Raw genomic sequence first — 21,276 nt, forward strand, 5'->3', positions numbered from 1 at the left:
GATATCGCGGCTGGTGGGACGAAATGTCGTGTTCGGCGGCGGTCGGCTGAACCGGCCGTGTTCAGTTCTGGCGGCCGCGGCGCCCGACGAGGAAGAGGATGAACCCGACGGCGGCCATGCCGAACGCGGCGAGGACGAAGACCGGCCACGAGCTGACGATCGTCGAGACGATCGATTCGCCGAACGATGTCGACGGAGACGTGTTGGCCCGCGGTGCGGGCTGATCGCCGCCGGTGATGAGGTCGGTGTCATCGGTCGGCATCGTCGCGTCGGGATTCACGGGGACCGGGTCGGAGTAGTCGGGGGGAGGTGAGGAGTCTCCGCCCGCCGGGACCCAGTCGCCGCCGACGTCGCTGGGGATCGCGCTGCGCGGATCGGCGGCGCCGTTCCCCGTCGCGGGATCGGGGACCGCGCGGCCCCCGTCATCGGCGCGGTCCGAGCCGGCCGGGTCGCTGCCGCCCGCATCGGTTCCCTCCGCGTCCTCGGTGCCGTTCTCGGATCCGTCCTCGGAACCTCGTTCCGCCGCCGAGGAGGAGTCGGCGGTGCCGGCCTCCGCTTCCTTCGGGTCCTGCGCGCCCTCGGCCTGGCCGTCCACGGTCGTGGTCCCGCCCGAGGCGTCGTCGGACGACGATGCGCTGTCCGCGGAGCTCGTCCCATCCGCCGTGGTCGTGCCGTCGGTGTTCGCGGCGTCGGAGGAGCCGGATGATGTCGAGGTCCCGGTGTCGGAGGTGGATCCGGAATCGCTCGATCCGGAGTCGGAGGTCGAGCTGTTCGAATCGTTCGATCCGCCCGAGGTGGATGCAGATCCGTCGTCGGCATTGGAGTCCGAGGTGGAATCGGAGCCGGATTCCGATCCCTCGTACGGGCGTCCGCTGACGGTGATGTTCTCGCCGTCAGAGGTGAAGTTCCATTCGGGATCGGACGTGAAGCCCTCGAACTTCATCGGCGTCGACCTGTTCGCGGCATCGACGACATAACCGGACGAGTCGAGGGAATAGGACGTGGGCGCGGCGGCTGAGGTATCCACCGAATGCCCGCTGTCGTCGGTCTCGGCCGAGGAGTGGTTCTGTGCAGGCACGCTCACCCGCTGTTTCGGCGGGCCTTCGAAGACCTGGTTGACCCAACTCTTCGGGACATCGGTCAACCGGAGCGTCTTGTCGTCGTCGTTCCACTCGGCCCGCAGCGGCGCATCGGTGGGCTCAGGTTGGCAGTCCCGGTCGATCGTGACATCGCAATCCGGATTCGCGCCCGGATCGGAGGCCTCGGCATCGCTCGTTCCCGCCTCGGCGGAGCCGCCGGAATCCGAGGACGATGTCGATGTGCCGGAGTCGGTCGAGGACCCGGCCGATGTGCGCGGATCCGAGGACTCGCCCTCCGCACCGGACCCCGATGACGCATCACTGCCGGCGGTCGCATCGGCCGATGCCTCGATGGGAGTGCGAAGCCCCGTCTCGTCGAGAACGGCGTGGGCGGGAGCTGTCGTGCCTGTCAGGGCGAGGACCAGGAAGGCAAGGGCGGTGCCGAGTGCGGCCGCGGAGCGGCTGAACTCACGGGTCGTTGGCACGGTATTCCTTCGCTGGGGACTCCGGTCGTCGAGCTGTCGGGGGGGCACTGACACAGAAGCTCGCGGCCACCATCATAGTGGCATCGAAGGAGGCGAGAAAGTCAAGCCCTACTCGCCGGGCGCGTTGGTCTTCTTCTCGTATGCGCGGATCGTCGAGTCCGGACCATCGACGATCGCACTGCTTCCCGCGTCGGTCAGCGCGAGCAGCCGGGCGTAGGTGCGGTAGGCGTTGTTGCCCGCGAGCAGGCACGAGGCATCGGTGCCGATGGTGCACGGGACGATGGTCCCCCGGGGCTCCGACAGGTGGATGTCCTTGCGGGAGGTGTCCATGAGCAGCAGCCCGGACCTCATGTCGAACAGGTATGGACCGATGTAGGCGCGCTCACCGCCCTGGCCCCGGACCCACGACATCTCACCGACCATGTCGGTCGTCGTCGTCACCGTCGAGAGGATGGCGCCGTCCTCGAGCGAGTGGACGACGAGCTGGATCCGGTGCCCGCTGTTCGTCGACGCGCCCTGCTCGCCCCAGAGCGTGATGACCTTTCCGTGACCCGCGGAGATCCACTTGATGATCTGGAGATCGTCGGCCGGCACTTCGAGGCTGATGTCGCGCTCGTCGCCGGTCCTGATGTTCGTCGCGCGGACCGGTCCGTCGTAGTCGGCGCTGAAGAGCTCGTCGTTCTCGACGGCCATCGGGGTCATTCCGGTCTCCGGCACCGGGATGTCGATGAGTCCGTCGGTGCCGAAGGTCGAGAGCCAGTTGCCCGACTTCACCAGCACGCTGGTGCCCGCCGAGGAGATGCGGGCATTGTCCGGGAGCCGATAGTTGGTCGGGGTGCTCTCCCCGTCGAACAGCGCCTCGGCCGAATTGCCGACCTGCCACAGCAGGGCCGGTCTGCCGTCGATGAGCGTGTCGACGGCGAAGGTCGGGGGTTGGCTCACCCGACCCGAGTAGCGGACGTCGCCCGTCTCCGGGTCGAGGACCTCGAGCTTCTCGTCGTCGACGACGAGGACGCCGCGATCCGATGCCGTCACCGAAGCGGATCCGGGCACCTTCGCCTCCCACTTCGGAGTCGATTCGAAGCTGGGAACGACGTCGTCGGTGTCGGTCACGGTGATGTCGGAGCCCGGGTTGATCTGCTCGTCGGTGCTGATCGACTGCGGTGCCTCCGCCGACTGGCTGGGCACGATGTTGGGGATGACGAAGGCGCCGATCATGAGGATGGCCAGTCCGATGAGCACCAGACCCGGCACCGTGATCTTCTTCAGCCGCAGCGGTCGGCGGCTCCTCTCGGTCCTCTTCTGCCGGCGTGAGCGCTGGGGCGCGGGGGCGGTGACCGCGACGGGTCCGGAGAACGGCGTGCCCTGCGGGTAGTCCTCGCCGCCGGATCCCGCCTCGGCGGAATCGGCAGTCACAAGACTCTGCGGTCCGGAGCGGGGAGCGGGGTCGACCCGCGCCGAGGTGGACGTGTCCTCAGGGACGTCGGCGCGGTCCGTCGCGGGTCGGGTGCGGGTCTGCGTGACGGTCCGTGAGGCCGGCGCCGCGGCGGAGTCGCTCGCCTCGGCGGTGGCGCGATCGGGGGTGGGGGAGTCGGCGGGCGCGGGGGCGACCCGTCCGGTCTCGTCGACGAGGACCTCGACGGTCCTGCCGGCTTCGTCAATGGTCACGGGGACGGGAGTCGCGGTCTCGCGGGCGTAGTCGCCCAGATAGGACAGTGCCTGACCGGTGTCGGAATAGCGACTCGTCGCCCCGTTGAGGGACAGATAGGTGAACCCGTCGGTGGAGACGGAGATCAGCGCACGAGCCATGTACTGGATTCCTTGAACGGTTCTCGACGAAGATGACGGCTCAATACTAGTGAACCCGACAGTGGCCTCCTACCGATTCGCCGAAACCGTTATACACCGCGACTGAATCGTTGCATCGGAGGAGATCTTCGTCTCATTCCGCTCGGCGGACGTTCTGCGTTTGCCCGGTCGCCACCCGGTGGCTATGATGTATCTTGCTGTCTGCGCCTGAGGCGCAGGGCATGTGGTGGGTATAGCTCAGCTGGTAGAGCGCCGCGTTGTGGTCGCGGATGTCGCGGGTTCAAGTCCCGTTACTCACCCCGAATGGGAAGCCCCGAGAGCCGTGCGAAATCACAGCTCTCGGGGCTTCCGGCTTAAGTCGATGCCCTGTTGCCGCAGCTGGTCGCCGCCCGCGGATTCGAGGACGCCGAGGACATCGCCAAAGTCATGCACTACCGTCTCGCCCGCTGCCTCACACCCATACGAGCCGCTGCGCGCAAGCGGTCGATCGTGGCGGGACTCATCATCAGCAGTTCCCGCCGCACCGCCGTGGTGTAGCGGCCTTCACCGACGGTCAACTCGCCATGGGCTTCGAGGAGGTCAAGCAAGATCCGCATCGACACGGCCAGGTACTTGCCACACTGGCCACCGGAGATCGCCCACACACGTTGGAGGATCTTCATCGCATCGTAGGAGTACTTCCGAGCCCGGGGCTTACGGTCCCGGTGCGCGACTTGCCTGCCCGGTCCTGGCGGATGCTTCGCGGCTTGGGTCAATCGCCGTCGAGCATTGTCGCGACTCCACCCGGTCACGGCCACGACCTCGTCGAGCACAGCGCCTTTGGTCTTCTTCGCCGCTTTCTTGTACACCTTGGCGTACTTCGTGGTGATCTCTGCTCGTGTCGCCATCGACAGTTCACTCCCCATAGCTTCCGAGGGTCCACCATTTCGCGGGCGAATATAAGTGATGCAGCGAGGGTGGCTCGCGGGCTGTTTGGTTGAGTCTGACCGGAACGCTTGTCTCCGTCAGCTCGTTTGAGTACAGTTGTACTAGCAAAGTGGAGCGAAATGAGGAAGTGCCATGGTTCTGGCCGCGATCCTGATCTGTGAGATCGCGTTCTGGGTGGCTGTACTCGCTGGGCTCGCGGCACGGTATCTCCTGCGTCGTCCCCGGCTCGGTGCGGGGCTGCTGATCCTTGCCCCCGTCATCGACCTGATCCTGCTTGCGCTGGTCGCCGTGGATCTGGTCGGTGGCGGGACTGCATCGTGGCAGCACGGCCTGGCTGCGATCTATGTCGGCATCTCGATCGCCTACGGCAAGCGCATGGTCGCTTGGGCGGATACTCGATTCCAGCATCGATTCGCCGGTGGTCCCGCCCCTGAGCAGCTCACGGGCGCACGCTACACGGCCAAATGCTGGCGCGACGTGCTCCTCACCGGTCTGGCAGCTGTCATCGCCGCCGCGATTCTCGGCGGGATCATACTCCTTGTCGACGATGCGGAGCGCACCTTCGCCCTCGCGGAGTACTTCGGCGTACTCGGCATCATTTTCGTCATCGACTTCATCTGGGCGCTCGGCTATACCATCTGGCCCAAGAAGCCCGTCGACGCCGCACAGAGCAACTCGTCCGGCTGAGTGCAATGCCGAAGAAGATCGATGTCGACGCACGCACCGCCGAGATCGCGGCGGCGGCTCTACGGGTCCTCCAGCGTGATGGTCTTGCGGGCCTGTCAGTGCGCGGTGTCGCGGCAGAGGCGGGAATCGCCGCTGCCTCCCTGCGGCGGGCATTCCCCACTCAGCACCGGCTTCGAGAGTACTGCTTCGAGCTCATCGAGGAGCGCGTCACGGCCCGGGTCGCCTCTCTCGACCTCACCGGCCGCGCACTGGCCGACGCATTGCTCGCACAACTGCTGCCCTTGGATGAGGAGCGGCGCATGGAACTGCTCGCGCAAGTGCAGCTCGGGGTCCTTTCACTGACGGACAGGGATCTTCGCCCGGCTGCGTCCAGGCTCAATGCAGCGGTCCACCGAGCATGCCGCGTCGCGATCGACATCCTTGCAGACGCGGGCCAGTTCGACAGCAGCCGCGATCCTGAGTATGAAGCGCAGAGGCTGCGCGCGGTGCTCGACGGAATCGCCATGCAAGGTCTATGGGCCGGCGACCTGAATGGTTCGCGGCGAATGCTCGGTCTGCTCGGCCGTCACCTCGATGAACTCACCAGGCCAGAACTCTCTCGCGGAAGCAATGACTGATCCGAGGGAAGGAAATGGGTGCCGATGATGTCGATACGCACCGCCGCGTCGATACTGGTCCTGTCGCTCCTGGTGTTGCCCGGGTGCGGTTCGTCGGGTCCGGAGACCATCGACGAGTTCATCGACGAGACAGCACCGAGCGGTTCTCGGGGTGTGGTCGCCGTCGCTGACGGCGAGAGCCTTGTGCACTGCGACGGATGGGGGACTCCCGATGGGAACCTCGGGACCGCGCTCGACTGTGACACTGTCGTCGACGTGATGTCGATGACGAAGCAGTTCACTGCTGCTGCGATACTCAAGCTGCAGATGCTCGGAATGCTCGAAGTCAGCGACTCGATCGGGGATTACCTGGGCCCAGTGCCCGACGACAAGCATGCGATCACCATTGAGCACCTGCTCACCCACACTTCAGGCTTCGTCGATCAGCTCGGCCACGACTACGATCCGATGGTCCGCGACGAGCTTGTCTCCGCTGCAATGGCGTCGACGCTGGGGGCTGAGCCCGGCAGCGTCTATGCCTACTCGAATCTGGGATACAGCCTCCTCGCCGCGATCGTCGAGATCGCTTCGGGGACCGATTTCGAGGACTTCCTCAGATGGCATCTATTCATGCCCGCGGGAATGTCGTCGACAGGGTACCGGCTGCCGGACTGGGACAAGCTCGAGGTTGCCGTCGAATACGATCGGCACGGGCGCTCCCAGGGCACCCCGCTCGACCATGAGTGGGCCGACGACGGACCATGGTGGAACCTGCGGGGAAACGGTGGGCTCCTATCCACCGCTGAGGACATGTATCGGTGGCACCTGGCGCTGCGCGGCGATGGCATTCTCGGTCCGACGGCAAAATCCGCGCTGTTCAAGCCGCGCGTCCGAGAGGAACCGCACGAGACCCACTATGGCTTCGGATGGGTCATCACCGACTTTGACGGGCGACCGTCAGCCTGGCATAACGGAGGCAACACTCGGTCGTACGGTGAACTGCTACGTACGATTGACGGTGAGGCGATGGTCTTCTGGGTCGCGACTCAGGCTGTCAGCGACGAGGGGCAATGGGACATGGGGGAACTCGGCGCAGGCCTGACCGACGGCATCCTGTCGAGGCTGCCGTGATCCGGTCGGGCGAGCCCGACTCCCCGCCGGGCCCGCCTGTTGTTGCCGGTGCTTTCGCTTCACCGCGATCCCGTCACGAAGGGACCCCATGAACCTCGACCTCACCGTCGTCGGCAGCATCAATGCCGACATCACCGCACTCGTCGATCGTCTGCCCACCGCCGGTGAGACCGTCGGCGGCGGGAGGCTCGTCCACAGCGCCGGTGGCAAGGGGGCGAACCAGGCGGCCGCGGCCGCCCGCCTCGGCGCGCGCACCCGGATGATCGGGGCTGTCGGATCCGACGCGACCGGTCGCGAGATGACCGGAGCGCTCGCGGCCGCGGGGGTCGACATCAGCTGCGTCGAGGTCGTCGACGACGAGACGGGAACCGCCCTCATCATGGTCGATGCCCAGGGCGAGAACCTCATCGCCGTGTGCGAGGGGGCGAACGCCCGGGTGGGCATCGACGGCATCGAGTTCGGGGAGCACGAGACCGTGCTCACCCAGCTCGAGATCTCCCTCGACCTCGTCGCCGAACTCGCGCGGAAGGTCCGCGGGTACTTCGTCGTCAACGCCGCGCCCGCGCTCACCCTCCCCGCCGAGGTGGTCGACCGGGCCGACCTCGTCATCGTCAACGAGACCGAGTACGAGCTGCTCGACCAGCTGCGGAGTGCGCGCCGCGTCGCGGTCACCTACGGCGCCTCGGGGTCGGCGCTGTTCGACCACGGTGAGCGGGTGGCGTTCGCCCCGGCCCTGCCGACGACACCGGTGAGCACCGTCGGTGCCGGCGACGCGTTCTGCGCGGCGCTGACGATCGGCCTGCGCTCCGGGCTGGCTCCCTCCCACGCCCTGCGGGCGGCCAATGCCGTCGGAGCCGCCGCCGTTCGCGACCCCGCGGCCCAGCCGTCGTTCGAGCCCCTCGACGCCTACCTCTGATCTCGGGCGACGCCTGCGCCGAGACGCTCGGCAGGTCGATTCAGTCGATCCGGCCGATGGGCTCGCGCTTCTCGGCCTGGAACTGGTCCTCGGCGCGGCCGCGGGCCCAGTAGGCCGAGATCGACAGCGACTCCCGCGGCACCTCGTGGTCCTTGAGGACCCGGCGCACGGCCTTCATCGTCTCGCGCTCGCCATGGGCGAACACCTGCGGCATGCCCTGCGGCCAGTCGAGGGAGCCCAGGGCCCTGAGCAGCTCGGCGTCGTCGTCGACCCACCGGACGGTGAGGCCGGCGGGAACGGCCGGGAGGACGCGGTCCTCCTCGTGCTCGACGGCGGCGATGAGGACGCCCTCGGCGCCTGCGGGCATCGCCTCGAGCGCCGATGACACGGCCGGGATCGCGGTGTGGTCGGCGATGAGCAGATGCCAGGCGGCGTCCGGTGCGGGAGTGTACTTGCCCCCGGCCCCGCTCATCGTCAGCACGTCGCCCGGACGGGCCGAACGCGCCCAGGGACCGGCGATCCCCTCGTCGCCGTGGACGACGAAGTCGATCGTCACGGTCCTCGCCTCTTCGTCGACGCCGCGCAGGGTGTAGGTGCGGTTGCGCGGCAGCTTCTCGGGCGCCGTCTCCCGCAGGTGCGCGAGGTCATAGGGCGGGACGAGTCCGTGGGCGGGATCGGCGAAGAGGATCTTCACGTACTTGTCGGTGTGCTCGTTGAGCGTCAGCGCGGAGAACCCCTCGCCGCCGGCCGTGATGCGGATGAGGTTCGGGGTGATCTCGTCGACCGCGGTGACGGTGAGGACGGCCTGAGGGCGAGGTGGTCGCACGGGTGCAGGGGAGGAGGTCACAGAAGGCCTTTCGACGGTCGATCCTCGCGGGGAGGGAGAGCCAGGGGCTGGACTGAGGTGCACCTTACCAAACGGATCAGCGGATCGGGGCTGCGACCGCGTTCCTGATCCGCTTGAGCCCCTTGAGGTGCCGGAGGGAGTCGATGCGCTCGAGGCCCGGCAGCGGCGAGTCCGGGCCCGCGCAGGCGAGCAGGTTCTCGGGGTCCATGAGCATGACGCGCACCCCATCGCCCTCCATCCGGGCCAGTGCCTCGGTGAAGAGCCTGCGGGCGACATCGTTGATCGAGTACACGCGGCGGAGGTCGAGGATGAACACGGTCGTCGATGATTCCGGCGCATCCATCGTCCGCAGGACGTTCTCGGCGCCGCTCCACTGGATCAGCCCCTGGAGGCTGCAGATGCGCACCATCTCCCCGTCCTCGTCGACGAACCGGCGATCGCGGCGGATGATCGACCGCGCCGGTTCGGGAGCCTCCATGATGTGCAGGCCCATGTCGTCCGAGAGGGTGCGGAAGATCCTCGTTCCGCGCACGCTCGACCCGTGCCCGTCGAGTCGGGGCGAGTACGCGGCGATGCCGACCTGGCCGGGCAGGACCCCGAAGACACCGCCGGAGACGCCGCTCTTCGCGGGCACGCCGACCTCGGTCATCCAGTCGCCGGCGACGTCGTACATCCCGCACGTCATCATCACCCCGAGCACCTGCCGGTTGACCCGTGGGGACAGGACCCGGTGGCCGGTGCGCGGGTTGATCCCGCCTCCGGCCAGGGTCGCGGCCATGAGGGCGAGATCGGCGACGGTGACGAGGATCGAGCACTGGTCGATGTAGCCGTTGACCGCTTCGTCGGGATCGTCGGCGACGATGTCGTAGGAGCGGAGCATGTTGGCGATCGCCACGTTGCGGTAGGCGCCGGCGCGTTCGCTCTCGGCCACCGACGCGTCGATGCGCAGGTCGCGGCCGGCGAACTCCGAGAGCCCGGCGCGGACGATCTCGGCGCGCTCGGCCGCCGAGGCGCCGCGCGGGCCCAGCAGGGCGTGGACCGCGATGGCGCCGGCGTTGATCATCGGGTTGAGCGGTTTGCCGGAGGCCTTGTCGAGCGAGAGTTCGTTGAAGGCCTCACCCGTGGGTTCGACCCCGACGGTGTCGAGGACCGCCGGGAGCCCGAGCCGTTCGAGCGCCATCCCGTAGACGAACGGCTTCGACATCGACTGGATGGAGAACGCGAACTCCGAATCCCCGGACGTGTACTCGACCCCGTCGAGGGTGGAGATAGCGATCGCGAGCTTCTCCGGATCCGCCGAGGCGAGCGCCGGGATGTAGTCGGCGTTGGCCCCCGACCGGTCGGGCCGGTGCTTGTCGAGGATCTCGTCGAGGTAGTCGGGGATGGGTGAGCGCATGGGCCCAGTCTAGGGGCGGCGGTGCCGCTCGCCCCGGACCGGATCCACGCGCGTGGTCAGCGCGAGCGAGGTTCGTCGGGGTCGCCTCGGCGGTCGCGGTCGACGTCCCCGAGGCGATCGCCGGAGGAGCGCGGGTCGGTGCCTCGGGCTCCGGGTCCGTCGGTGCCGACCGCGCGGTCGGCGGCGTCGCGGGCCTTGGCGATCCGATCGGTGTGCTTGCCCTTCGTCAGGGAATCGGCTGCCGAGGCGGCCTTGTCGAGGATCGAATCGCTGAACTTCTCGGCCTTCTCGGAGTTGAGCTTCTCCCGGACCTTCGGGTCGTTGGCGAGCTTCCTGGCCTTGTTGAGGTACTTGTCGAATGACATGGCGGGCCCTTCGTCGGTGCTGGCTGAGACACCGGTGATTCTACGGAGCGAACCTGTGTCGGTGCTGGTGGGAGCGTGGCAATCAGCCGAGCGAGGAGTCGAGGCGTAGGACGGTGTTGAGGAGGACCGAGATGCCGGGGAGGATGTCGGTGAGTTCGGTGAACTCCTCCGGGCAGTGGCTGCGACCGTCGTGGGACGGAACGAAGATCATACCGGCCTGCGTCTTGGCGGCGATGATCCCCGCATCATGACCGGCTCCGGAGAACATCGTCGCCCGGGAGTACCCGAGTTCGTCGGTCACTTCAGCGATCGTCGCGGTGATCGGCTCGTGCAGGGGAACGGGGGCGTCGTCGGTCGTCCACTCCATCTCCACGTGCACGCCGCGTCGCGATGCCTCCTGCGCGGCCGCCGCGGTGAGCCGGCGCTCGGCCTCCTGCAGCCAGGACCCGTCGGGTCCGCGGAACTCGCCCTCGACGGCGGCGCGCGCGGTGACGACGTTGACGGCTTCGGGGGTGAAGGCGATCTGGCCTGACGTGCCGCGGGTGTTCGCGCCCGACTCAGCGATCGCCTCGACCGCGAGGACCGTGCCCGCGGCCGCGCATCCGGCGTCCGCCCGGGCGTCCATCGGGGTGGTTCCCGCATGGTCCTGCCTGCCGGTGAATAGGGCGCGGAAGTGATTGATGCCGGTGATCGTCTCCACGACGCCGATCTGACGGTCCATCCGTTCGAGCTCTGGACCCTGCTCGATGTGGAGTTCGAGGTACGCGCTGACCGTGGAGAAGTCGTACTGCGCGCGGAGGAACTCCTCGGGGTCGATGTCGGACTCGGGCAGCGCCTGAGCCAGGGTCCGCCCGTGGATGTCGGTGGCGGCGAGTGTCGAGCGGTCGACGAGGCCGGTCATCGCCCGCGATCCGACGCAGAAGAAGCCGAAGTCATTGGGTTCCTCGTTGAAGAACACGACGACGACGAGGTCGTGGTCGAGGCGGATGTCGTTCTCCCGCAGCAGGCGGACGACCTCGATGGCGCCGAGGACTCCCGTGATGCCGTCGTAGCGACCGCCGCCGTCGACGGTGTCGGTGTGCGAGCCGAGCATGATCTGTCTGCCGCCGAGGCGACCGGGCAGCACGCCGATGACGTTCCCGGCGCCGTCGATGCGGGTGGTCAGTCCGGCCTGCTCCATGAGCGAGCGTGCGTACTGACGACCGGCGACGTCGACCTCGCTCAGCGCGCGGCGGGTCCACCCCGGCCGGTCGCTGTCGACGAGGGTGGCCAGTTCGGTGAGGTCGGAGTGGAAGCGATCGGCCTCCGGGGTGATCGTGTTCATCGTCGAACCTTTCGCGGTAGAGGGGGCGGACGTCGGTGCCGGAACGATGGCCGGTGTCGTTGCGGGTCGTCGGTCTCGGCGCGGCGATCAGTGCGGCTTCAGGAGCTGAGACCACCGCTGAGTCGGGAGTGGAACCGCTCGGTGTGCTCGTTCATGCCGATGAGCTCGACCGACTTCCCGTATTGATCGTACTTCGTCACGATCGCGTCGAGGGCCGCCACCGTCGAGGCGTCCCAGACGTGCGATCCGCTCATGTCGATGATCACCCGATCCGGGTCGTGCGAGTACTCGAACTGGGTGGTCAGATCATTGCTCGAGGCGAAGAACAGTTCCCCGGCCACGGTGTAGCCCACGCTCGCCCCGTCCTCGGCGAGCCTGCGCTCGACGGTGACGAAGTGGGCGACCCGGCGGACGAAGAGGACGCTGGCGACGAACACGCCGATGACGACGCCGATGGCGAGATTGTGGGTCGCGACGACCACGGCGACGGTGGCGAGCATGACGAAGGTCTCGCTCTTGGGCATCATCCGCAGCGTCGACGGTGAGATCGAATGCCAGTCGAAGGTGCCGACGGAGACCATGATCATCACGGCGACGAGGGCGGCCATCGGGATGGCGCCGACGAGGTCGCCGAGGACCACGACGAGGATGAGCAGGAAGGCGCCGGCGAGGAACGTTGAGATCCGGGTGCGGGCGCCGGAGGCCTTGACGTTGATCATCGTCTGACCGATCATCGCGCAGCCGCCCATCCCGCCGAGGAGTCCCGAGGCCACGTTGGCCACACCCTGGCCCCAGCTCTCCCGGGTCTTGTCCGAACGGGTGTCGGTGACCTCGTCGACGAGCTTCGCCGTCATCAGTGACTCCATCAGGCCGACGAGGGCCATCGCCAGAGAGTAGGGGGCGATGGTTCGCAGCGTCTCCCAGGTCAGCGGGACCTGGGGGATGAACAGCTCGGGCAGGCTGCGGGGCAGTTCACCCTGGTCGGCGACGGTGGGGACGGTGATCGCGAAGACCACGACGGCGACCGTGACGATGAGGATGGCGACCAGGGGCGCCGGAACGACCTTCGTGATCCTGGGCATGAGGACCATGACGACGAGTCCGGCCGCGACCAGCGGGTAGACCATCCAGGGCACGCCGATGAGCTGCGGCAGCTGGGCGGAGAAGATGAGGATCGCCAGCGAGTTGACGAACCCGACCATGACGCTGCGGGGGATGAAGCGCATGAGCTTCGCGACGCCGCAGACGGCGAGGAGGATCTGGAGCACTCCCGCCAGCATCACGGTGGCGATGAAGTGGTCGAGCCCGTGGTTCCTGGCCACCGGGGCGATGACGAGGGCCACGGCACCCGTGGCGGCCGTGATCATCGCCGGTCGGCCCCCGACGACGGCGATCGTCACCGCCATGACGAAGGAGGAGAACAGGCCGAGCTTGGGATCGACGCCGGCGATGATCGAGAACGAGATCGCCTCGGGGATGAGGGCGAGGGCGACGACGAGGCCGGCGAGGATCTCACGGGTGAGGAGGCGGGGGTTCCGCAGCGCGGTGAGCACGGTCGGTTCGGGGCGGGCCCTGTCGTCGATGGGCGGTGCGGACATCGGTCTTCCTCGCGGTGGATGGGGCGGAACGAGGCTCCACTCTACTGCCCCGACCGCCCGGCCCGGAGCGTGCGATCCCCTCAGCCCAGGCTGACTCCGGAGCCGTGGAGGTTGATCCGCAGCCCGTCGTCCTCGACGGCGATGTCGGTGAGCTCGAGGCCCGCGGGCAGGAAGCCGAGGTCGATCGTGATGTCGGAGATCGCCGAGGTGAGGAAACCGGGCAGGGCGTCGAGGTCGATCTCGGTGGTGCCCAGCCGGATCGTCGTGGCCGTGACCGTGACCTCCCGCGCCTGCGGCTGCGGGTCGATGCCGACGAGCAGCGGCTGGCCCAGCAGCGAGCTCTCGAGGTGGAGTCTCCCGTCGACGACGGTGAAGCTCGTTCCCTGCGGCAGGGACGCATGCTCGGCGGCGAGCGACTCGATCGTCGACAGCGGGATGAGCGCATCGGCCTTGAGGGTCCCGATCGGCCGGGAGGTGTCGACGGGAACGTCATAGAGGCGGGCGTCGACGTCGGCGAACTCCACGCCCTCGTAGTGCGCCCGGGCGGCATGGACATGGACGGCGTCGAGGCGGCCCGCCGTCAACTGGGTGAGGACGGGGAACCCCTCGACCGAGACATCCGCCTGGCCGTAGGGCTCGAGCCCCTCGGCGATCCTCCGCTCGGTCACGGTGTCGACGATCCGGTCGGCCGCGATCGCGCCGACGACGAGGGTGAGCACGACGATGACCGCGGACACGATGAGCTTCCTCCGGCGAGAACCGCGGCGCTCGGTCGACGGATCCGGGTAGCTCAAGGTGTCTGCGGTGCTCATGGCCCCATTCTCGCAGGTGCCCGGAGGGCGCGCAGGAGCCGCGATCATTCGCGCACATGCCCGCGGACCCTATCCGTCCGGTGCTCTCCGTGAGTAGATTGAGATCATGGTCTCCCAGCGCACGCTCACGATCAGGACCCTTTCGGCCCGTCTCAACTCCTTCCATTCCCTCGCCTACTTCTCCGACGCCGTGGCCGAGGCATGCGCCCGGGCGGGTGTCGAGTCGAGGGCGGCCGCGAACATCGCCTCCCGCTCGGCGCCGCTGGGCCCCGTCGGCGCCGGGGTGGTCAGCGCGGCCTTCTGCAACTACTCGCCTGCGTACATCGCCTCCATCGTTCCCGCGGTGTGGGAGTCCGCGAGCCCGGAGGCCTTGATCGGGGCCCGGTTCGTCGGAGTCTCGGAGCACCTGCGCTCCCTGTTCGGCGACCGCGACGACATCGCGCTCCTCACGGAGGCCGCGGGAGAGCTCTCGGCGGCCCTGGGGGAGGTCGTCGCGGGCATGGACTTCTCGGGTCGACCGCTCGCCGCCGCCACCGCCGAGGCGCTCGCCGGGCACGACCCCGGCACCGCCTTCGAGCGGCTGTGGGACCTGGCGACGGTGGCCCGGGAGTACCGCGGCGACGGTCATGTGGCGTCCCTCGTCGTCGCCGGGATTCCCGGCATCGAGGCGCTGCTGCTCGACGTCGCGACGGGCGCCTCGTTCCGGCCCCGGGCCGCTCAGCGCACGCGTGGGCACACCGACGAGGAATGGCACTCGGCTCAGGACAGGCTGGAGGCCGCCGGTCTCATCACGGTCGGCACCGACGATCGCGGTCATGGTCTGCCGACAATCACCGAGGCGGGGAAGGAGCTGAGGGAGCAGGTAGAGGAGCTGACCGACGCGACCGTGAGACAGGCATGGGAGGGGCTCGACGACGAGCAGATCGAGAGCCTGCTCCAGCCGAGCCGGGCCCTGATCAAGGTGCTCGGGCAGTCGGGGGTCTTCCCGGCCGGCGTCTTCTCCCCGCGGAGATCCGGCTGAGCAGGATCCCGTCTGAGGCGGTGGTCGGCTGAGTCGGTGTCCCGCCGTCGGAGTCCGCGCCGGTGACGCCCGGACCGAGGTCAGCGCTGGAAGGAGGCGACCACCTCGGCGGCGATGGACTTCGCCTGCTCCGAGGTCGGACCGTCGGCGGAGAACACCGCCCGGCGGTAGTACCTGAGTTCGACGATCGAATCGAGGATGTCGCCGAGGGCACGGTGGCCGCCGAGCTTCTCCGGCGCCTGGAAGTAGGCGCGGGGGAACCACTGCCTGCTCAGCTCCTTGATCGAGGAGACGTCGATGATGCGGTAGTGGAGGTGATCGACGAGCTCGGGCATCTGCTTGCTGAGGAAGACCTTGTCGGTGCCGACGGAGTTGCCGGCCAGGGGAGCCTTGCGCGGTTCGGGCACATGCTTCCTGATGTAGTCGAGGACCGTCGCCTGCGCCTCCTCGACCGAGGTTCCCGAGTCGAGCTCGGTGATGAGTCCGGAGCTCGTGTGCATCTCGGTGACGAACTCGCTCATCTGCTCGAGCGCCTCGGCAGAGGGCCTGATGACGATGTCGACGCCGTCGTCGACGGGATTGAGCTCGAAGTCGGTGACGATCGCCGCCACTTCGAGGAGTTCGTCGGCGGTCTCGTCGAGGCCGGTCATCTCACAGTCGATCCATACGATTCTGTCGTTGCTCACCCGTCCACCTTAAGCCAGGAGCCCGAACCGCCGACACCTGGGCCGCTCCCGCCCCGGCACGCAGGCCGCGGTGGACCCGACGACCCGGGCCGCTCCCACCCCGGCGCTCCCACCCCGGCGCTCCGGGCCCGACACCGACCTGCCGGCACCCGCCGGCAGGCGACCGTCGGACAAGCTGAACGGTTGCACAAAGGCGCGGGGGAGGCAGGTGGCCTAAACTTGGGGTGTTCGAAGCGAGAGCTTGGGACGCCGTGACGTGTCGTTGAGTAGAAGGGTGCGCAGGTGCGCTACACGCTTGCTGTGATTCTCATGGTGGTGGGCGTCGTCGTCGGAGGCCTCGGAATTCTGCAGAAGACCCTGTGGGCCCCGGAGGAGACGATCACCGCCACGGCACAGATCGACGCGGGGGCTCCGGCCGTCGTCGTCGACCCGGGGATGCTTAACCTCTACCAGACCCCGGCCACCCTCACCGCCGAAGGCAGCGGCGAGCTGACGATCGCCCATGCCCCGGCCGAGAACGTCGACGCATGGGTGGGCGAATCCGCCTCGGCGCGGGTCACCGGACTGGCGCCCGAAGGCGGACTGACCGTCAAGGCGCAGGACGGCGAGCCCTCGGTCCCCGATCCGCGCGGGGCGGACCTGTGGGACGCCGAGGTCACCGGCACGGACCGGGTCAGCCTCGAATGGACCGGGGAGGCGAACCGGACCGGATTCCTCATCTCCGGCACCGGGGAGCCCGGCCAGGTGGAGACCGTCACCCTCTCCTGGCCCAACCAGGCCGAGACGCCATGGGCACTTCCCCTCATGATCATCGGCGGCGCACTGCTCATCGGAGGACTCGTCATGCTCTTCATCGGCCGGAACACGGCGAAGAAGGAGGCGAACCGCCGCAAGGCGCGACAGGAGCGCCGCCGCAAGCTCGCCGAGTACGGCTCCGCCTTCGTCATCGTCCCGGTCCTGGCGCTCAGCGCCTGCGGGCCCGAGGAGCTGCCGAAGCCGGAGCCCTCGGCGGCACCGTCGTCGCCGATGGCCGGCGTCAGCGACGCCCAGGTCCAGCGCATCCTCGACGCCGTCGCCGAGACCGTGAGCGCCGCCGACGCCGAGACCGACAAGGGGGCACTCGAGTCCCGGGTCACCGGTCCCGCGCTCAAGCAGCGCCAAGCCGCCTACGACGTGAAGAAGAAGGTCGAGAAGCACGAGCTTCCGCCCGCGATCGCCGCCGACGAGATCGTCCTCAACCACACCGCGGCCACCGACACCTGGCCGCGCATCACGAGCGTCGTCGCCTCCGGAGGGGACAGCACTCAGCTGCTCGTCTTCTCCCAGGAGTCCCCGCGCGAGAACTACAAGCTGTGGTCGCAGACCCGCCTGGTCCCCGGCACCGAACTGCCCGAACTCCCCGACGCCCGCCAGGGCGCGCAGCTGCTGGGCCCCGATGCCGAGGGGTTCGCGAAGACCCCTGAGCAGGCCGTGGCGGACTACGCCAAGGCGCTGGGCGGGGGAGCGGACTCCGCCGAGGCGAAGACCTTCGAGGCCGACGACTTCGCCAAGTCCATCTGGGACAACCAGAAGGAGCAGAAGGAGAGCGCCGAGCGCGGCAAGGCCAAGGTCGACTACAAGTACACGCCGGGCAAGGAGATCGTCGCCCAGTCGACCGCCGGCGACTCGGCGGTGGTCACGGGCGTGATCGAGGCGGAGTCGACGATCACCCCTGAGTCGCAGGACGGCCGCACCGGCACCCTCACCCTCCAGACCCCGCAGAAGGAGCTCGTCGGGGAGGACTCGACCTCGAAGGCGGTGACGACCACGACCTACCAGGTCCTCACGTTCCTCGTGCCCAAGGACGGCAAGGTCCGGCTCATCGGCGGACTCGAGACCCTGCAGGGGGCGAAGCTCAAGTGAGCGGAATCCCGGCCGGGCCGAGGCGCCGTCCGCCCGCCGACGTTCTAAGCTGGAGTCAGTTCTCAGTCTGAGTCCGACCGGGATGCGCCCCAGGCGGTCCCCGACAGGCTCTTCGCCAACGCAGCAAAGGAGACCACGTGACAACGGACCCCTCGCAGGCCGCATCGCACTCGCAGTCCGGCCAGCAGAATCAGGGACTCGACCTGTCCGCCGTCCGGAGCAGGAACCTGCCGCAGGAGCCCGCCGGCCGGGCCGCCCAGGATCCGAACGCGGTGGTTCTGCCGTCCCTCGTCTTCGACGTCGACGAAGCCGGCTTCAACGACGTCGTCGCGATCTCCGACCGGGTTCCCGTCGTCATCGACCTGTGGGCGGAATGGTGCGGTCCGTGCAAGCAGCTCTCGCCGATCATCGAACGCGTCGTCACATCGTTCGGCGGAAAGCTGGTCCTGGCCAAGGTCGACGTCGACGCGAACCCGCGCCTCCAGCAGGCCTTCGGTGTGCAGTCGATCCCCACGGTCGTCGCGATCGTCAAGGGCCAGCCGGTTCCCCTCTTCCAGGGCGCGCTTCCCGAGCCCCAGGTCAAGGCCTACTTCGACGAACTGCTGCGCCTGGCCGCCGAGAACGGCGTCAGCGGACAGGCCGTCGTCGACGGGGCCGAACCCGAACCGCAGGGACCTGCCCACCCGGAGGCCGAGGCGGCACTGGCCGCCGGTGACTTCGCCACCGCCGAGCAGCTGTTCACGGCCGTCCTCGCCGAGTCCCCGGCCGACGCCGAGGCGAAACTCGGCCTCGCCAAGGCCGGCCTCGGGCGGCGGCTCGCCGGGGCGGACCCGGCGCAGCTGATCAGCGCGGCGGACGCCGACCCGAAGAACGCCGAGGCGGCGATGGCGGCCGCCGACGCCGAGATCGTCGGCGGTGACCCCGAGCGCGCGTTCACCCGGCTCATCGCGCTCATCCGCACGAGTGCGGGGGACGAGAAGGAAGCCCTGCGCCTGCGGGTCCTCGAGCTCTTCGAGGTCCTCGGCGCGGACGACCCGGCGGTGACGAAGGCGCGCACGGCACTGATGAGGGCGTTGTTCTGATCCAGGTCATCCGTCTCAGCACAGCCGTACTGTTCGCGGTCGCCTCGGTGGTCCTCGCGGTACTGGTCGGGTCAGCGCTGTCCGTCGTCGGCACCGACGAGGTCTCCGAGACGCCGCCGTTCACCGTCTCCGAGGGGGCCCACGCCATCGTGCTCGACGAGGCGATCGTCCCCTATTCGGGGACCGATGCGACGCTCGAGGCCACTGCCGCGAACGGTCAGGAGCTGTTCATCGGCACGGCCAGCGGCGTCGACGTCGACAGCTACCTCGACGGGGTGGCGCAGGTCCAGATCAGCGACGTGCGCTTCCCCGACGAGGCCGTACACCGATCCATCCCCGGCGAGCCGGCACCCGAGGCGCCGGTCGCGGAGCAGGACTGGTGGACGAGCAAGGACACCGGCAACTCGGTGGCGAAGACCTTCAACCTCGACGCCGACCCCGAAGTGCTCGTCATCGCCCCGGCCGACCCCGAGCAGAGCCTCGAGGGCACGACGGTGACGATGAAGATGCGCGTCGAAGGCGTCTTCGGGTGGTCGCTCATCGGCATCGCCGTCGCGATCATCCTCTTCGGCGCCGCGCTCTACTTCGGGCTGCGCTGGTGGAACGGACGCATCCGGCCCAAGAAGAAGGACATGAACAGCAGCGACGACCACGCCCGGCAGCCCGACCCCGCGCGCAGCGCGCCTCCCGGGCAGCGAGCGGCCAAGAGGACGCGGACCATGCGCATCGGCACGACGGCGGTGCTCGCCTCCGGGCTGGCGCTGAGCGGGTGCGGAGTGCTCCCGATCGCGCAGCCGGCCGACCCGCACATCACCCCCTACGAGCGCACGGCCGTGCGCCCCGGGGAGGCGGGCAAGTACATGACCGAGTACACCGAGTCCCTCGACCAGATCCTCGCCGACGGCGGCACCGGGCTCGAACGGATCCAGGGGGCTCCGCTCATCGACCGGACCCGGGCGCAGATCCAGATCGCCAAGAAGGCGAAGCAGAAGCTCGCCGCCCCCAATTTCACCGAGGTGGTGGCCGGCGGGCCGAGCTTCGAGGAGTACCCGATGTGGTTCTACGCCTTCGGCACCACCGATGGCGACGAGAAGATGACCCAGATCCAGCTCGTCACCCGGGAATCGGCGGCGGCACGGCCGATCGTCAGGGCGGCCTCCTACATCCCCGCGGAGCAGGCGCCGACGCTGCTGGCCAACGGCCGCGGTGCCGTCGAGACCGCCCCGAAGGACTTCACCGACTCGCTGGCGCCCTCGGCCGACACGATCGCGAAGTACCTCGTCGACGGCAAGGCCGACAAGAGCCTCGGCGGACTCGAGGAGGGAGGCTTCACCTCGTTCCGCGACTACCTCGGGGAGCTGCGCGGGAAGGAGTCGGGCTTCGACCAGGTCGACGCCAAGTGCTCTCCGTACACCGACCTCGACTTCGCCTCGATGACGCTGAAGACGGAGGCCGGGGCCATCGGCATGGGCGAGGTCCGCTGCACCCTGACGATCAAGGTGCCGCAGGACTTCTCGCTCGACCTCGGGGACACGATCGAGGCGGTGAAGACGAACGACAAGGACGGTGACACCGTCGAGGTGGACACCGCCCACCCCTACGTGCTCGTCGAATCGGCCGACGCCCTGACCGCGATGTCGGTCGACTGGGACATCATCTCCTCGCGAGTGGTCTGAGCCCGTCGCGATGGCCGGATCGTTTCAGGCCGTGCCCGTCGCGATGGCCTTGCCGCGCACCGCGCGGCCGACCCGGTGCAGCCACCACAGTCCGATGAGCGGCAGCACGAGGGGAATGAACCCGTAGCCGATGCCGAACGTCGACCACACCGAGGGCTTCGCGAAGTCCTCCGGGTGGGTGAAGCTGAGGATGCCGACCCCGATGACGCCGACGAACTCGACGATGCACGAGGCGATCGCGATCCGGTGGGTCATACGACTGCCGATGACGAGGCAGACGGTCGCGACGATGTAGATGACGGCGGCGACGAGCGAGAGCGAATAGGCCACGGGTGCGACGTCGAACTCGCGGATGACCTGGTAGCCGGCCCGAGCCGTGGCTGAGAGCGCGAAGATCCCATAGACCGCGGTGAGCGCCCGCCCCGGCCCCGTGTGCATCGCCGAATAGGGGGAGCGCGGGTTCCGCGTCGACGGGGAGCGGGGGTTCAGTGCCAAATCTGGTCCATCCTCTCGATCATGACGACGACCGTCAGTCCTGCCGCGGCAAGGACTCCCGGCCCCCACCGGCTCAGCTCCGCGAACGCCCAGAAGCCGGCCAGGGCCATGACGAGGATCGCCGTGATGACGTAGCCGAAGTAGAGGAGCGGATCGACGTCGTGCGTCGACGAGAAGCTGACGATCGACAGGATCAGCTGGACGATGAGGAGGAGCAGCAGCAGCGCGGAGGCGCCGAGGAGCATCTTCCCCGCAGGGCGGTTGCGGATGGTGTCCACGATCGACCACACGGTGAGCACGGCGGTGACGGCATAGAGCACGATGGTGAATACGGTGAACACCCGGATCAGTGTAGTCACCGTCGGCGGTTCGGTCGCAATCGTGTGCGACTGGTGCGCTGCAGCGGCGGATGCGCTACTCTTCTCCAGGGCCTCGAACGTCT

The 21,276-nt window shown here is 68.4% G+C and carries 20 protein-coding genes and 1 tRNA gene; 9 read left to right on the forward strand and 12 right to left on the reverse strand.

What is annotated here, in order from left to right; translation table 11 throughout:
• Positions 1 to 61 precede the first annotated feature (61 nt).
• Both DFO65_RS01345 and DFO65_RS01350 read right to left on the reverse strand, forming a co-directional pair.
• Positions 62 to 1,564 carry a hypothetical protein gene (locus DFO65_RS01345; RefSeq protein WP_113902610.1) on the reverse strand — a complete coding sequence of 501 codons (1,503 nt, stop codon included), beginning with the start codon at positions 1,562 to 1,564 and terminating at the stop codon, positions 62 to 64.
• A 108-nt stretch (positions 1,565 to 1,672) separates the two neighbouring features.
• Entirely contained in the window at positions 1,673 to 3,373 is a 1,701-nt protein-coding gene (locus DFO65_RS01350) for a hypothetical protein (protein ID WP_113902611.1), read from the reverse strand.
• Positions 3,374 to 3,599: 226 nt separating this feature from the next.
• On the opposite strand from DFO65_RS01350, the gene DFO65_RS01355 reads away from it, so the two are divergent.
• Positions 3,600 to 3,672, forward strand: a tRNA-His gene (locus tag DFO65_RS01355).
• Positions 3,673 to 3,804: 132 nt separating this feature from the next.
• On the opposite strand, the gene DFO65_RS01360 is transcribed toward DFO65_RS01355, so the two are convergent.
• Positions 3,805 to 4,260: a hypothetical protein gene (locus DFO65_RS01360; RefSeq protein WP_181778566.1), complete on the reverse strand. Its 456-nt coding sequence runs from the start codon at positions 4,258 to 4,260 to the stop codon at positions 3,805 to 3,807.
• A gap of 172 nt (positions 4,261 to 4,432) precedes the next feature.
• Here DFO65_RS01360 and DFO65_RS01365 point away from each other — a divergent pair, with 172 nt between their 5' ends.
• The 4 genes from DFO65_RS01365 to DFO65_RS01380 all read left to right on the forward strand — a co-directional run bounded on the left by DFO65_RS01365 (position 4,433) and on the right by DFO65_RS01380 (position 7,630).
• Positions 4,433 to 4,987, forward strand: a complete 555-nt coding sequence (locus tag DFO65_RS01365) for a hypothetical protein (protein WP_113902612.1) — start codon at positions 4,433 to 4,435, stop codon at positions 4,985 to 4,987.
• A 5-nt stretch (positions 4,988 to 4,992) separates the two neighbouring features.
• A complete protein-coding gene (locus tag DFO65_RS01370) occupies positions 4,993 to 5,604 on the forward strand; it encodes a TetR family transcriptional regulator C-terminal domain-containing protein (RefSeq protein WP_113902613.1) in 612 nt (203 codons plus the stop codon).
• A gap of 24 nt (positions 5,605 to 5,628) precedes the next feature.
• The gene (locus DFO65_RS01375; RefSeq protein ID WP_113902614.1) at positions 5,629 to 6,714 is read left to right on the forward strand and encodes a serine hydrolase domain-containing protein; all 1,086 of its coding nucleotides are present in this window, start codon (positions 5,629 to 5,631) and stop codon (positions 6,712 to 6,714) included.
• An 88-nt stretch (positions 6,715 to 6,802) separates the two neighbouring features.
• Complete coding sequence (locus DFO65_RS01380) at positions 6,803 to 7,630, forward strand: PfkB family carbohydrate kinase (RefSeq protein WP_113902615.1); 828 nt, start codon at positions 6,803 to 6,805, stop codon at positions 7,628 to 7,630.
• A gap of 40 nt (positions 7,631 to 7,670) precedes the next feature.
• Here the strand turns inward: DFO65_RS01380 and DFO65_RS01385 are convergent, their stop codons facing one another.
• The 6 genes from DFO65_RS01385 to DFO65_RS01410 all read right to left on the reverse strand — a co-directional run bounded on the left by DFO65_RS01385 (position 7,671) and on the right by DFO65_RS01410 (position 13,972).
• Positions 7,671 to 8,456: a siderophore-interacting protein gene (locus DFO65_RS01385; protein WP_245940412.1), complete on the reverse strand. Its 786-nt coding sequence runs from the start codon at positions 8,454 to 8,456 to the stop codon at positions 7,671 to 7,673.
• 97 nt (positions 8,457 to 8,553) lie between these two features.
• Entirely contained in the window at positions 8,554 to 9,873 is a 1,320-nt protein-coding gene (locus DFO65_RS01390) for a glutaminase (protein WP_113902617.1), read from the reverse strand.
• 56 nt (positions 9,874 to 9,929) lie between these two features.
• Entirely contained in the window at positions 9,930 to 10,238 is a 309-nt protein-coding gene (locus tag DFO65_RS01395; protein ID WP_113902618.1) for an Rv0909 family putative TA system antitoxin, read from the reverse strand.
• Positions 10,239 to 10,320: 82 nt separating this feature from the next.
• The gene (locus tag DFO65_RS01400; protein ID WP_113902619.1) at positions 10,321 to 11,562 is read right to left on the reverse strand and encodes a Zn-dependent hydrolase; all 1,242 of its coding nucleotides are present in this window, start codon (positions 11,560 to 11,562) and stop codon (positions 10,321 to 10,323) included.
• A gap of 98 nt (positions 11,563 to 11,660) precedes the next feature.
• Positions 11,661 to 13,160 carry a SulP family inorganic anion transporter gene (locus DFO65_RS01405; RefSeq protein WP_113902620.1) on the reverse strand — a complete coding sequence of 500 codons (1,500 nt, stop codon included), beginning with the start codon at positions 13,158 to 13,160 and terminating at the stop codon, positions 11,661 to 11,663.
• A gap of 80 nt (positions 13,161 to 13,240) precedes the next feature.
• Positions 13,241 to 13,972, reverse strand: coding sequence for an LmeA family phospholipid-binding protein (locus DFO65_RS01410; protein WP_113902860.1), 732 nt, complete (start codon positions 13,970 to 13,972; stop codon positions 13,241 to 13,243).
• 106 nt (positions 13,973 to 14,078) lie between these two features.
• Between DFO65_RS01410 and DFO65_RS01415 the strand changes: the two genes are divergently transcribed.
• Positions 14,079 to 14,993, forward strand: coding sequence for a MarR family winged helix-turn-helix transcriptional regulator (locus DFO65_RS01415; RefSeq protein WP_113902621.1), 915 nt, complete (start codon positions 14,079 to 14,081; stop codon positions 14,991 to 14,993).
• A gap of 80 nt (positions 14,994 to 15,073) precedes the next feature.
• On the opposite strand, the gene orn is transcribed toward DFO65_RS01415, so the two are convergent.
• Positions 15,074 to 15,643 (reverse strand): oligoribonuclease, encoded by a 570-nt coding sequence (gene orn, locus DFO65_RS01420; RefSeq protein ID WP_181778584.1) that lies wholly within the window; start codon positions 15,641 to 15,643, stop codon positions 15,074 to 15,076.
• 318 nt (positions 15,644 to 15,961) lie between these two features.
• On the opposite strand from orn, the gene DFO65_RS01425 reads away from it, so the two are divergent.
• From DFO65_RS01425 to DFO65_RS01435, 3 genes are all read left to right on the forward strand, one after another.
• A complete protein-coding gene (locus tag DFO65_RS01425) occupies positions 15,962 to 17,581 on the forward strand; it encodes a DUF8094 domain-containing protein (protein ID WP_245940413.1) in 1,620 nt (539 codons plus the stop codon).
• 137 nt (positions 17,582 to 17,718) lie between these two features.
• Complete coding sequence (locus DFO65_RS01430) at positions 17,719 to 18,663, forward strand: tetratricopeptide repeat protein (RefSeq protein ID WP_113902623.1); 945 nt, start codon at positions 17,719 to 17,721, stop codon at positions 18,661 to 18,663.
• 47 nt (positions 18,664 to 18,710) lie between these two features.
• Positions 18,711 to 20,339: a hypothetical protein gene (locus DFO65_RS01435; protein ID WP_113902624.1), complete on the forward strand. Its 1,629-nt coding sequence runs from the start codon at positions 18,711 to 18,713 to the stop codon at positions 20,337 to 20,339.
• 24 nt (positions 20,340 to 20,363) lie between these two features.
• Here the strand turns inward: DFO65_RS01435 and DFO65_RS01440 are convergent, their stop codons facing one another.
• The gene (locus tag DFO65_RS01440) at positions 20,364 to 20,777 is read right to left on the reverse strand and encodes a hypothetical protein (RefSeq protein WP_181778585.1); all 414 of its coding nucleotides are present in this window, start codon (positions 20,775 to 20,777) and stop codon (positions 20,364 to 20,366) included.
• A gap of 47 nt (positions 20,778 to 20,824) precedes the next feature.
• Positions 20,825 to 21,175 carry a hypothetical protein gene (locus DFO65_RS01445; RefSeq protein ID WP_113902626.1) on the reverse strand — a complete coding sequence of 117 codons (351 nt, stop codon included), beginning with the start codon at positions 21,173 to 21,175 and terminating at the stop codon, positions 20,825 to 20,827.
• Between the last annotated feature and the right edge of the window lie 101 nt (positions 21,176 to 21,276).

Origin of the sequence: Brevibacterium sanguinis (assembly GCF_003315415.1) — a bacterium.
In the GTDB taxonomy this organism is placed as follows: domain Bacteria; phylum Actinomycetota; class Actinomycetes; order Actinomycetales; family Brevibacteriaceae; genus Brevibacterium; species Brevibacterium celere_A.

Excerpts from the sequence above, each read along its gene's own strand:
- DFO65_RS01360 (WP_181778566.1), bottom strand. The coding sequence starts at position 4,260 with ATGGCGACACGAGCAGAGATCACCACGAAGTACGCCAAGGTGTACAAG.
- DFO65_RS01400 (WP_113902619.1), bottom strand. The coding sequence starts at position 11,562 with ATGAACACGATCACCCCGGAGGCCGATCGCTTCCACTCCGACCTCACC.
- DFO65_RS01440 (WP_181778585.1), bottom strand. The coding sequence starts at position 20,777 with ATGCACACGGGGCCGGGGCGGGCGCTCACCGCGGTCTATGGGATCTTC.
- DFO65_RS01350 (WP_113902611.1), bottom strand. The coding sequence starts at position 3,373 with ATGGCTCGTGCGCTGATCTCCGTCTCCACCGACGGGTTCACCTATCTG.
- orn (WP_181778584.1), bottom strand. The coding sequence starts at position 15,643 with ATGACCGGCCTCGACGAGACCGCCGACGAACTCCTCGAAGTGGCGGCG.
- DFO65_RS01380 (WP_113902615.1), top strand. The coding sequence starts at position 6,803 with ATGAACCTCGACCTCACCGTCGTCGGCAGCATCAATGCCGACATCACC.
- DFO65_RS01375 (WP_113902614.1), top strand. The coding sequence starts at position 5,629 with ATGATGTCGATACGCACCGCCGCGTCGATACTGGTCCTGTCGCTCCTG.
- DFO65_RS01395 (WP_113902618.1), bottom strand. The coding sequence starts at position 10,238 with ATGTCATTCGACAAGTACCTCAACAAGGCCAGGAAGCTCGCCAACGAC.
- DFO65_RS01390 (WP_113902617.1), bottom strand. The coding sequence starts at position 9,873 with ATGCGCTCACCCATCCCCGACTACCTCGACGAGATCCTCGACAAGCAC.
- DFO65_RS01405 (WP_113902620.1), bottom strand. The coding sequence starts at position 13,160 with ATGTCCGCACCGCCCATCGACGACAGGGCCCGCCCCGAACCGACCGTG.
- DFO65_RS01365 (WP_113902612.1), top strand. The coding sequence starts at position 4,433 with ATGGTTCTGGCCGCGATCCTGATCTGTGAGATCGCGTTCTGGGTGGCT.
- DFO65_RS01410 (WP_113902860.1), bottom strand. The coding sequence starts at position 13,972 with ATGAGCACCGCAGACACCTTGAGCTACCCGGATCCGTCGACCGAGCGC.
- DFO65_RS01415 (WP_113902621.1), top strand. The coding sequence starts at position 14,079 with ATGGTCTCCCAGCGCACGCTCACGATCAGGACCCTTTCGGCCCGTCTC.
- DFO65_RS01370 (WP_113902613.1), top strand. The coding sequence starts at position 4,993 with ATGCCGAAGAAGATCGATGTCGACGCACGCACCGCCGAGATCGCGGCG.